Annotated in this window: 4 protein-coding genes; all 4 read right to left on the bottom strand. The window is 63.0% G+C overall.

The features are described from left to right. Positions 1-53: 53 nt before the first annotated feature. On the bottom strand, positions 54-845 hold the full coding sequence (locus tag ASG25_RS05825; protein ID WP_062470479.1) for an SDR family oxidoreductase: 792 nt from the start codon (positions 843-845) through the stop codon (positions 54-56). 52 nt (positions 846-897) lie between these two features. Beyond that, entirely contained in the window at positions 898-2310 is a 1413-nt protein-coding gene (locus ASG25_RS05820; protein ID WP_062470476.1) for an aminotransferase class I/II-fold pyridoxal phosphate-dependent enzyme, read from the bottom strand. Beyond that, positions 2307-9839, bottom strand: a complete 7533-nt coding sequence (locus ASG25_RS05815; RefSeq protein WP_062470472.1) for a type I polyketide synthase — start codon at positions 9837-9839, stop codon at positions 2307-2309. The genes ASG25_RS05820 and ASG25_RS05815 overlap by 4 nt, the downstream gene beginning before the upstream one ends. Positions 9840-10179: 340 nt before the next feature. Further along, positions 10180-12081 carry a potassium transporter Kup gene (locus ASG25_RS05810; protein WP_062470469.1) on the bottom strand — a complete coding sequence of 634 codons (1902 nt, stop codon included), beginning with the start codon at positions 12079-12081 and terminating at the stop codon, positions 10180-10182. Between the last annotated feature and the right edge of the window lie 194 nt (positions 12082-12275).

The raw sequence follows: 12275 nt of genomic DNA, 5'->3' as shown, positions 1-12275 counted from the left end.
CGAGCGAGTTCTAGTGACATTCACGAGTCGTTACAAGCATCGTCACGTCTGCGTTACCTTCGCAGGCTGCGAATACGGTGGTCGAAGTACCGGTCGATGAGCGGCCGTACAAGCGGCGCGATCCTGCCGAGCGCATGCAGCGTGGGTCCGAAATAGACCTCGAAACGCCCCCGATCGAGCGCGCGGACCATCTGCCGAGCAACGTCCTCGGCCTTCCACGGCTTGACCTGTCCCATGATCACCTCTGCCTCCGTCGGCCGCGCCGCACGTTCGCGTTCGAGTTGCGGTGTCTCGGTGTCCGGCGGGAAGCTGATGGAGACGATGATGCCCCTTGGCTTGGCTTCGGAGCGCAAGGCTTCGGCAAAGCCGCGAAGCGCGAATTTTGATGCGCAATAGGCGGAGTAGCCGGGAATGCCCATCAGGCCGGCACCCGACGAGACCAGCATGATGCGTCCTTGGCCGCGCGCCAGCATCTGCGCGTAGACAGCCCGCACCGAATGAATGGAGCCCATGAGGTTGACCGCGATCTGGCGGTCCACGTCCGCTGCCGTCTGGTGCTCGAAGGAGGCGGGTTCGACGATACCGGCCGAGCACACCAGGATGTCACAGGGACCGTATGCCGTTTCGCATCCATGGATCGCCGCCGCGAGGGCATCCGCATCCGCGACGTCAGCGGCGGCGAACCGAACCTGTCCTCCGCCTTCAGCGCCCAGGGAGGCCGCCGCCGCGTCGAGAGCCGCAGCCCCCCGCGCGATCAGCGAGACCCGATAGCCGCGACTGACATAAATCCGGGCAACCGCAAGGCCGATACCGCTCGATCCGCCGGTGATGACAACATGGGTCATGCGACGCTCAACCCTGTTGCTGCGCGCGAGATCGGCTGTCGGTGCGCCGGCTTCACCGCGCTGCCAGCATTTTCATCATTTGCTGGAGATCAATGGAGGCCAGTCCGAAATTGCGGTCGGTGAGATCCTTGAGCTTGGTGGCCGTCAGCGCCACCGTCTTGCGGATCTGTTCTTCCGTATGGTCGCTGGTGATGAAGAAGCGCAGTCGTGCCAGGCCTTCCGGCACGGCCGGATGGATGATCGGCAGAGCATTGACGCCGGCAGCCAGAAGATCGTTGGACAGTTGCACGGCGCGCAGACTGTCGCCGACGAGAACCGGCACGACGGAAAAGCCCGCACTAAGCCCGGTGTCGAGACCGGCTTCCTGCGCCAGCTTCAGGAACAGTGTCCCGTTGCGTCGAAGGGCGGCAGCACGCTCCGGTTCCGCTTCCAGGATGTCGAGGCTGCCCAATGCGGCGGCCGTCAGCGCGGGAGCAAGGCCGACGCTGTAGACGAACCCGCCGGCGGTCGCTTTGAGAACGGATGCCAGAGCCGCATTGCCGGCGATATAGCCGCCACAGCTCGCCGTCGTCTTCGACAAGGTGCCCATCCAGACGTCGACCTCTTTCGGATCGACGCCGTAATGTTCGAACGTGCCGCGTCCCCGGCGTCCGAGAATGCCGAGAGAGTGCGCCTCGTCGACCATAAGCCAGAAACCGTACTCCGCCTTCAGCTTGAGGATGGCCGGCAGGTTCGCCACGTCGCCATCCATCGAATAGATGCCCTCGACGATCACGAGAATGCGGCGATAGTCGCCGGACACGGTCCGCAGCACCGTTTCGAGATCGTTCGCATCATTGTGCTTGAACAGGCGACGCGTGGCGCCCGAAAGCTTGATGCCGGCAAGGGCACTGTTGTGGATGAACTCGTCGTGGACGACGAGATCCTTCGGGCCGAGCAGGCAGCTGATCGCCGCAACGTTGGTGAGGTAGCCGCTGACGAAGCAGACCGCGGCCTCCACGCCATAGAAGTGGGCGATCCGCTCTTCCAGTTCCCCGTGAACCGGACGTTCGCCGGCCACGAGACGGCTTGCCGACGCCGAGATGCCGTAGGTTCCGATGGCGTCCGCTGCCTTTTCGAGGACATGCGGATGCCGGTTGAGGCCGAGATAGTCGTAGGACGCGAAATTGATGAGCTCGCGACCGTTGATGATGGTCGTCGCGCCGGCCGCCGTCGCATGCGCGCGGTAGAACGGGTTGTCGATGCCGAGCTGTGCGCTTGCGGCCTCCTGGGTCTGCACCTGCTTGTATTCCGGCAGGTCCTCGAAGCGCATCTGCGTCCGGCGAACCGGGGTCGGCGCATCGCGCTCCGACCGTGCCATCCGGTTGCGCTCAGACGACTGGTGCGTGTTGCGCATCCGGTCGAGAAGGTTTTCCCGGATGCTGCTGTTCATTTTTGTCGCGGCGGGCTGCCGGTCGTCACTCATTGGCTTGCAACCTTTTCCGAAGACGTTGCCTTATGGCGCTGGGTCAGTTCGGCCAGGATCTTGTCTTCCGTCGGAGGCTCGTCCTCGCTGCTTCCCAGATCACGCTTGCTGACCTTTTCGTACAGCTTGTGTGCAACGTCGCCGACCGTCGTATTGTCGGCGACACCGGAGAGCGGCATGTCGAAGCCCGTGTTCTGCTGGAAGCTGATGCCGAGTTCGACCGCCATCAGACTGTCCAGCCCAATTTCCTTCAAGACCTTGCTTCGCGAAATCGTATCCTTGGAAACCCGCAGAATTGCGGCGATTTCGCTGGCGACAAGCTCATAAAGCAGGTCTTCGCCCTCCTGCGGCGATTTGCCCTCGATCATCGCAACGAGGTCGAGCATGCTGCCGTCGCTGCTGCCGGTATGCTGGTCGGCGGTGCGCATCACGACCTCGAAAAGCGGCTGCCGAACGACCGGGAGATTGCGTGCGGTCGACCAGTCGAATTCGGCGATCATCGCGGTTGCTGCATTCACCGTGCCCGGATCGGCCGCCACATAGGCCTCGACGTGGTCAAGGGCAGCCTGTGCCTTCAGCGCCGTTTTGCCGATGCGTTTCGACAGGATGTCGTTCACCTCGGTGTTCTCGGCGAGATAGCCGGTATCGGCAATGGCACCGAAGCCGATGGCGAGCGCTGTCAGGCCGGCTGCCCGTCGTGCCCGCGCAAGCCCTTCGAGATAGCCGTTGGCGGCGACATAGTTGCCTTGGCCGGGGTTGCCGACAAGCGTCGTGGCCGATGAGAACAGCAGGAAGAGGTCGAGATCGTCGCCCCGGGTCAGGCTGTCCAGCACGGCGGCGCCCTTCGTCTTCGTGTCGATGACGGGGCGGTTGCGATCGCGGTCGAGATTGGAAAGCAGCGCGTCGTCAAGCACCATTGCGGCATGCACGACGCCCTTGAGCGGCGCTTCGGCTCGCAGCGACGCGAGCAAGGCAGCCGTCGCGTCGGCATCCGTCACGTCGCAGGCGTGCAGACTGGTGACGACGCCCTTCGCCTCCCAGCGCTTGATCGCGCTCAGGGTGTCGGCACCGGCAACGCCGCGCCGGGTCACGAGCGCCAGCTTGCGGGCACCCTTTTCGACCAGCCAGTTGGCAGCGGCCAGACCGAAGCCGCCGATGCCGCCGACCACGAGATGTACACCGTCGCCGGAAACCGTCATCCGCGCGGCGGGTGCCGCCGAAACCGAGTCGCGGCTCGAAACGGGTGGCAGCACGACGATCTTGCCGATATGTCCGGCATTCTGCATCAGTCGAAACGCATTGCCGATCTCGTCATGGGCAAAGGCGCGGTAGGGAAGCGGGACAAATTTGCCCTCTTCGAACAGTTGCCCGACCTCCGTGAATATCCGCTTGGTGAGGTCCGGCTGGTTGACGAGCAGCTGATCGGCATCGATGCCGAAATAGCTGATGTTCCGGCGGAACGGACGAAGCCCGATCTTGCTGTCGGCAAAGTAGTCCCGCTTGCCCAGTTCGAGGAAGCGGCCAAAAGGCTTCACCAGCGACAGGCTCTGTTCCATCGCTTCGGCAAAGAGCGAATTGAGCACGAGATCGACGCCTTCGCCCTTGGTGACGGCACGAATGTCCTCGACGAAGGAGAGCGTCCGCGAGTCGAAGACGTGGTCGGCACCCAGCATGGTGAGGAAGTGACGCTTCTCGCGGGTTCCCGCGGTGGCGATCACCTTGGCGCCAGCATGTTTGGCCACCTGCAGGGCGGCAAGCCCGACGCCGCCGGCGGCGCCGTGGATGAGGATGGTTTCCCCAGCCTGGATGCGGCCAAGCTCGATCATCGCGTAATAGGCCGTCAGAAACGCAACGGGGACCGTCGCGGCTGCGACCGGGTTCACCGTTTTCGGCAGACGGGCGATACCGGCGCGGGCAACGACGGCATGTGTGGAGAAGGCGGCCGAGGCCATCGCCATCACGGGGTCGCCGATCTCGAGATCCGTAATCTCGCTGCCAAGCGCAACCACGTGGCCGGACAGCTCCATGCCGATCGTGGCGCCGGCAAAGCCGTCCTCTAGCGCTTCTTCGGGGAGCAGGCCCATGGCCCACATCACGTCGCGGAAGTTGAGGCCGGTGGCTGCGACTTCGACGACGACATCGGTCGGGCCGGGCTTCGGCAGGCGGGTTGCTTCCCAGGCGATGCTGCCAACCTGCGACGCCACGCGCTGGCGGATGGTTGCCGCCTCGAAGGACTGCGTCTGGCGGAGCGTCCCCTCGACCGGACCGGGCACGGCGCGAATTTCCTGGGCAAGTCCGTTGATGACGGCCCACTCGCGATTGTCCGATCCGCCTTCGATCAGCGATGCCACGAGTGCGAGTGCCGCTTCGACGTCGGAAGAGGTCGAAGCGGGCACATCGATCGCATGAAGATCGATCAGGTCGTATTCATTTTCCAGAACGCGGCAGAAGGTCCACACGCCGCTGTTGAGCGCAGAGGTTGCAGAGACCGGCGAACCACCTGGAGCAACCAGGACGAGCTGCGGCCGTTCGTCGCCCGAGGGCTCGCGATCCGCATGATGCTCCCGCACGGCTTCGCCGAAGGCGCTGAGCGCCAAGACGAGGGTCTGAAGCATCTCGGAATCGCCGAGCCTGTCGTCGGACGATGCCGGCGACAGGAAGACGGCGCGAACAGGGCGGTTATGGAAGGCGGCGAAAGCGTCGAGAAGCAGCGCCTTGTCGGTCGTCTCGCCCGTCACCGTGACGGAAAGGACAGGGCTTTCACCGATGGATGACGGCAGAACACCGATCGAAGCGCCTGCCTGAAGGACCAGGATCGGGTGATGCGACACGAGCACTGCACCGTCTTGAAGGAGAGCGTCGGACGTCGACCGGCCTGCTCTCGCCTCCAGAGCAACCAGAGCGCCGAACGCGCCTTCGCGGTCTTCCACCACGATGTCGGCAAGCCTCAGATCGGCAAGACACTTCTCCCACTGCAATGCGGTTGCGAACCGACCGACGGGGAATTCCGGCGACTGGCTACGGGCGAACCAGCCGTCCGTCAGGCCGTAGGCAAAATCGCTGAAGACGGTCGGCGCCGTCGTCGCGGCGATGAAGGCACCGCCCGGGCGCAAAGCCTGGCCAAGAATCCCGCGAACTGCCGCGTCCTCGTCGACGAGTGCAAACAGCATGTCCGACGCGCTGACGACGATATCGATCGACTTGACCGACTTGAACGCCTCCTTCTTGAGGACGGACACGCGCGCATCGGTCTCGAAAGCGATTTCGAGATTGCGTTGCGCATTGTCGCGCGGCTCGAGAACGGCAAGGGTTGCACCATGGCGCACCGCAAGGGCGGCCAGGCGGCGGGTGAAGCTCGCCGAGACGGTGCCAAGTTCGATGATGCGCAGGCCATCTCCAGCCGACGAAAGGGCGTTTTCCAGCGCTTCGTAGACCATATCGGTTCTCTGCCGGGTGGCCAGAGAGTGCACCGCCTGATGGTCGAGCGTTGCTTCGCTGACGAGCCCGGGGGTCCGGGCAGGGGTCTCGTCACCGACCTTGCCGGACAATTCCTCGGCATAGAGCACCGATAGGCGATCGAGAGCCTCGGTGTAGGCATTGTTGATCAGCACGGCCTCGACGGCGCGCGCGGCATTCTCGGCGTAGATCTCCTTGAGAATCTCGCTGACCGGGGGCAGCGCGAAATCCGCCGCCACGGTCCAGCGGTTGTCCGTGTGCTCGGCAAGACCCGCATCCTCGAGAACGACAAGGCAGTTGCTGAGGAAGCAGCGGAAGCCGATATCGCCGGGCACCAGTCGCATGTCGACTTGATTGCCGCCGCGAGCGAGCTTGAGCGCGATTTCGTGGCAGGCCCGATAGATCGCCGCGTTGAAGAGCAGCGTCGTGTTGTCGATCCCCTCGCCGCGATCGTCGGGCAGAAGACCTGTCGGGAGAGCCGTCGACGGCGCGGGCAGGAGCGCCGCAAGCGCGTCCGAGGGAATGGATTCGTAATGGTAGGACAACATGTCCAGCGTCTTGTGCTGGCGCAGATAGGTGCGCCGGAAGCGGCAATCGTCGAATGCGGCGACCAGCTTGCCGTCTTCACCGTAGAACCGGAACTTCGCCTTGATCGAATTGGCACTGACGCGCTCAACCTCTGCGATTGCGCGCGTGATCACCTGGCCGGACGCGGCCAGGCGGACAGAGCCGAAGCGGACGGGAATGTAGGGTGCGCCGCCGACCTCGCCGGTGAAGCGCCCGAAGAGGGCCACCATGCCGTGGAAGGTCGCATCCACGGAAATAGGGTTCAGGCTGTAGGAAACGAAGGGATGCCCCGCCTCGGCAGGCGACTTCAACGTGACGTCGATGAACCTCTCGCCGAAAGCGACGGCTTTCGACATCAGCTGGAACCGCGGCCCATAGTCGAGGCCGAACTGCCGAGCCGTTTCATAGGCTTTCGCCGCATAAACGGTTTCGGTCTGTTCGAAACCCTTGAGGTCCGGCCGGACATGGTCGTTGCGCGCGATCGGCTTGCGGCAGCGGGCCACGGCATGCACGGCCCAGTCGTCTTCCGTCAGGCGCTCGCGCGAGCGGATCTCGATGTCGCCGGTCTCCGGGGAGAGGATCGTCGACAGTTCCATGATCCTGGTATCGCCAAGCTCCAGCGGCCGGACGATTTCGAGATTGGTGATCTCGACCTCACGGGTGCCATAGAACTGCTGCGCGGCCGAGATCGCAATCTCGATGAAGCCGCTGCCCGGCAGGATGGGCTTCCCGTCGACGATGTGCTCGGCGAGGTCTGGGAAAAGATGGCCGTCGATATGGTTCTTCCAGCTGCTGCCGTTGAGATCGGCCCGCCAGCCGGCGAGCGTGTAAGGCACGCGCGAGCCGCGCCCGAACAGATCGGCGCTGTCGCTTGTGACGGCCGGACGAAGTTCGGTCGGCTCGAACGGCAGGATCGGCAGCCGGACAGAAGCGTTGCGCTTGCCGAAAAGCCGTGCCGAATTGAAGGCTGCCCCATGCGCGATCGCACGCGCCATGGAGCGCGAGACCGGATCGATGCCCTTGGCCGACGGGTCTTTGAGAAGCGTCGGGACGACGACACCCGGTGCGGTGGCCGCCTTGATCGTTTCCTTGAGGTAGGACGACAGGATCGGCCGCGGCGAGACCTCGATGAAGAGGGTGCAGCCCAGTGCGATCGCAGCTTCGGTGGCGGCCTGGAAGCGAACCGGCTCGCGCACGTTCTTCCACCAGTAGTCGACATCCAGCTGCGACCCGTCGAGTTGCTCGCCGGTAACCGTGGAGAGATACGCGATTTCGGTGGTGCGTGGCGACAGGTCCGGGATGTCGCCCATGAAGGCTGTCTTCGCCTGATCGATGATCGGGTGATGGAACGGATAGTTGATGTCGAGAATCTGGACGGGGATCTTCGCCTTTCGGGCGGCGTCCCGGAAGGCCGTTACCTCGGGCGCAGGTCCCGAAATGGTGACCGAATTGCGCGCATTGATGGCCGCCACGCAGACATTGGCAATCCCGTGCTTGGTTGCGAAGGCTTGGGCGGCTTCGTCGCCCAGCATGACCGCCGCCATGATGCCCTTGCCGGCCAACAGATCCTGGTGGAGGGACCGCTTGGCGACGATGGCGACCGCATCGACCAGCGACAAGGCGCCGGCCGCGTAAGCGGCGGCGATCTCGCCGACGGAATGTCCGAAGACGGCCGTCGGGGTAATGCCCATGGCGACGAGCGAGTCCGACAGGGCTGCCTGTACCGCAAACAGCATCGGCTGGGCGATTTTCGTATCGGCGAGCTTTTCTGCAAGGTCCGGATCGGTCAGCAAGGCAGCAAGATCGAGATCCGCGTGGAACCGGAACAGCGCGCTGATCGACGTGAAGCACTGGCGGAAGTGCAGGTTCTCGCGATAGGCGTCTGCCCCCATGCCGGCCCATTGCGAGCCGTTACCGGAAAACACGAAGGCGACCTTCGCGTCCCGCGTTGCGGCTTCGCCAGTCTCCCCGAGATCGGAAGCCGGCTTTTCGATATGGCTCGAAATTGCGCGAATGATGTCTTCGGGGTTCTCGCTGCGCGCGGCAAACCGGTGACGCATGGGCATGCGGTTGGCGCCGGATGCGGCAATGATGGCACGCGCTTCCTCACGGGACGCCTTGGCGAACGACGACTTGTAGGCGCGCAGAAGCTCCTCGAGAGCGGTGGCCGTATGGGCGCTTGCGACGAACATGTGCCCCGCAGCCGTATTGCGCTGGCGGTCCTCCGTGACGGGCTCGGGGTCCGAGATCACGACATGGGCGTTGGCGCCGCCAAAGCCGAAGGAGTTGATGCCGGCAAGGCGTGCGCGCTTGCCCCGCAGCAGCTCGATCGGGTTGGCCGTGACGCGAACGTTCAATCCTTCGAAATCGATGTTCTCGTTCGGCGTATCGAAATGCAGCGAAGCCGGGAGATAGTTGTTCTCGAGCGCCATTACGGCCTTCAGCATGCCGAAGAGGCCGGAGGCAGGCTCGGTGTGACCGATGTTCGATTTGATAGAGCCGATCGGCACGGGCGCGCGACGATTGGTGCCGATAACCGTGCCGATCGACCAGACTTCCGCAGGGTCTCCGACCTTGGTGCCGGTTCCATGCCCCTCGACGAAAGCGACCTGGTTGGCGTCGATATTATTGCCGTCGTAGATCGATCGCAGCAAGGCTGCCTGGGACTCGCGCGAGGGGAGCGAGATGCCGTTCGTGCGTCCTGCGGAGTTCGTGCCTGTCGCGACGATCCGCGCGTAGCTGCGATCCTTCTCCTGGCGGGCGCGATCGGTGCGACGCAGAACGAACACGACGCCGCCTTCGGCGCGGACATAGCCGGCGCCGTCATTGTCGTAGGCCCGGCAGAGGCCTTCCGGCGACAGCATGCGGGCCTGCGCAAAGCCGACAAAAGGAAGAGGATGCGCGAGAATATTGATGCCGCCGACGATTGCGGTCTCGATCTCGCCGGCGTTCAGCGCCCGCATGGCCTGGTCCAGGGCCACGATGGAGGACGAACAGGCCGTATCGATGGTCATCGACGGGCCGCTCAACCCGAAGATGTGAGAGATCCGGTTTGAAATGACGGAAAGCGTGTTTCCCGTCATGAAGTAAGGGCCGGCAGCGGCCGGATCTTCGACCGTCAGGTTCGCATGGTCCAGACTCGATGCGCCGACATAGACGCCGACATTTTCACCCTGCAGCGCGCTCAAGGGAATATTGGCGTCCTCGATCGCCCGCCATGCCAGCTGCAGGAGAACGCGCTGCTGCGGATCCATGTACATGGCTTCGCGCTGCGACATGCCGAACGCGGCGGGGTCAAAGTCGTAGATGTCGTCGATAACGCCGGCGGCAAACGAATAGGTCTTGCCGGGGTTGCCCATTTCCGGGTGCCAGAAGCGCGCGAGATCCCACCGATCCGACGGAATCCGTGTTACCGCACTCTTGCCCTGCCGCAGAAGCCGGAACAGCGCTTGAGGCGATTGAGCTCCCGGAGCGACGCAGGCGCGCCCAATAATCTCTGCTGTCATCTTTTGTCGCACGCTCTGAAATGTCTGCAATGTGACTTGCTGATTGCATTTGAAGTTCAAAAAATCAATCAGAACTTCGTGACGGACAGTCTAGGCACCAAACGCGAACCAGTAAAACAGGCTGCGCATTAGGAACATCTAAAAAAGAAATAAGAAACATTTTGCATCCGTTGACGCAACTCAAGGCATACCGCTCCATATCACAGTAAACCCTGCGATAGAAATGCTCGTATACTGCGCGGCGTACCGTCTTCCCGCGAAACGCCCTTCCATAAAGCGATTGAAGGAATGAACAGGGCAAGGACCGTGCAAACACCGGGCACCGATGGCCTGTGCTCGCTCAGATCGTCACTTGCTCGCCCAGTTCCACGACGCGGTTGGCGGGCAGACGGAAGTAGTCCGAAGGGTCGATGCCGATGCCGGCAAGGGCGATATAAAGACGGTCCTGCCAACGGGGCAGTCCCGAATTGGGGTCGCTGATCAAATTTCGTCGTCCGACGTAAAACGACGTCTGCATGATCTCGAACTTGAATCCGGCCTTCTTGCAGAGAGCCAGCGCCTTGGACACGTTCTGGTCGTCCATGAAACCGAATGTGATCTGGATCCGCAGGAAGCGCTCGGAGATCCGCACGAGCTCGATGCGCGAGGACGGTGGCACGTAAGGGGTATCGGACGTTCGTACGGTCAGGATGACGTTCTGTTCGTGCAGGACGTGGTTGTGCTTGATGTTGTGCAGCAGGACGGCTGGCGTCTTGTCGGGAACGCTGGTGAGAAACACGGCGGTGCCGGGCACGGCGACGGGAGCGTGATCCGATTTCTTCTCGATGGACCGGATGAAGGTTTCGAGCGGGATGTCGTTGCGCGCGGTCTTTTCGCGCAGGATCATCGAGCCCTTCCGCCATGTCCACATGATCACCATGATGGTGGCCGCCAGCAGCACCGGCACCCATCCTCCGTCATGGATCTTCAGGAGATTGGCAGCGAGGAAAACGGTCTCCAGCAGAAGCAGCGGCAGCAGGATGGCCCCGGAGGCCACGGCGCTCCATTTCCAGACAGAGCGCAGGAACTGGAAGGCCATCAGCGTCGTCACGACCATGGCGCCCGTCACCGAGATGCCGTAGGCGGTCGCAAGGGACTCGGAGTCGCCAAAGGTGAAGATCAGCACGAGAACGCCGACGAAGAGGAGCGTGTTGACGGCCGGGACGTAGATCTGTCCGGTATTGGTTTCCGACGTGAAGGTGATCTGCAGGCGCGGCAGGAAGCCGAGATGGACAGCCTGGCGCGCAAGCGAGAAGGCGCCGGTGATGACGGCCTGACTGGCAATGATGGTGGCAGCCGTCGCAAGAAGCACGACCGGCAGCAACGCCCAATCCGGATACATCAGATAGAAGGGGTTCTCCGCCGCTTCCGGATGCGCCAGGACGAAGGCTCCCTGACCGAGATAGTTCAATGCCAGCGACGGAAAGACGAGGACGAACCAGGCGACCTGGATCGGTTTGCGTCCGAAATGGCCAAGATCGGCATAAAGGGCCTCCGCTCCCGTCACGGTCAGGAAAACGGCGCCGAGAACGATGAGGCCGACGAACCCGGCATGCGTGATGAACCAGACGGCATTGATCGGGTTGAGGGCCTCGAGGATCGTGTAGTCGTCGCCGATATGCAGGAGGCCGCCCCAGGCCATCGCGAGAAACCACAGAACCGTGATCGGGCCGAAGAAATTGGAGACGGCAGCCGTGCCGCGGGACTGCACGGCGAAGAGGCCGACCATGATCGCGGCCGAAATCGGCAGGACATAGCCGCCGAGCGCCGGCGTCACGAGCTTCAGGCCTTCGACGGCCGACATGACGGAAAGCGCCGGCGTGATCATGGCATCTCCGATGAACAAGGCGGCGCCGATGATGCCTGCAAAGAACAGGACGGGCATGTATCGCCCGGTCCTCTTCATCAAGAGCGCGAGAAGCGACAGCGTTCCACCTTCGCCGTCATTGTCGGCACGCAGCAGAAAGAGGACGTATTTGAAGGTCACGATGATCGTCAGCGTCCACACCATCAGCGAGATCAGGCCGATGACCTCATTCTGGCTGATGCCGTCATGCGAAAACGGGCGGAGCGCTTCGCGAAAGGCATAGAGTGGACTGGTCCCGATATCGCCATAGACGACGCCGATGGATCCCATGAGCAGCACAAGAAATTTCTTCGTACCTGCGGTGTCCTGCGGGGCCGGGTCGGCGGATGCGGTCATGGAATGTCTGACTTTCGTTCACGTCTCGCAGCACGCGAGACACGGCTTGCGTGTGCGGACAATTCGAGCGCTGCGGACAACGTTGCGGTCGGCGTTCTGCGCCACCGGGGTCCTGCAACGCCGATCTTCCGCGGCTATATAGAGCGAACTCCGTTTCGCGGATACCTCAGGGGCAATTTCGAAACACCGTTACA

It is taken from the genome of Rhizobium sp. Leaf384, assembly GCF_001424065.1.
In the GTDB taxonomy this organism is placed as follows: domain Bacteria; phylum Pseudomonadota; class Alphaproteobacteria; order Rhizobiales; family Rhizobiaceae; genus Ferranicluibacter.
The sequence above is the reverse complement of the archived record's forward strand: the minus strand, read 5'-3'. Positions and strand labels throughout refer to the sequence as shown.

Bases quoted from the DNA above. Each gene is read 5' to 3' on its own strand.
- ASG25_RS05815 (WP_062470472.1), bottom strand. From the start codon at position 9,839: ATGACAGCAGAGATTATTGGGCGCGCCTGCGTCGCTCCGGGAGCTCAA.
- ASG25_RS05810 (WP_062470469.1), bottom strand. From the start codon at position 12,081: ATGACCGCATCCGCCGACCCGGCCCCGCAGGACACCGCAGGTACGAAG.
- ASG25_RS05820 (WP_062470476.1), bottom strand. From the start codon at position 2,310: ATGAGTGACGACCGGCAGCCCGCCGCGACAAAAATGAACAGCAGCATC.
- ASG25_RS05825 (WP_062470479.1), bottom strand. From the start codon at position 845: ATGACCCATGTTGTCATCACCGGCGGATCGAGCGGTATCGGCCTTGCG.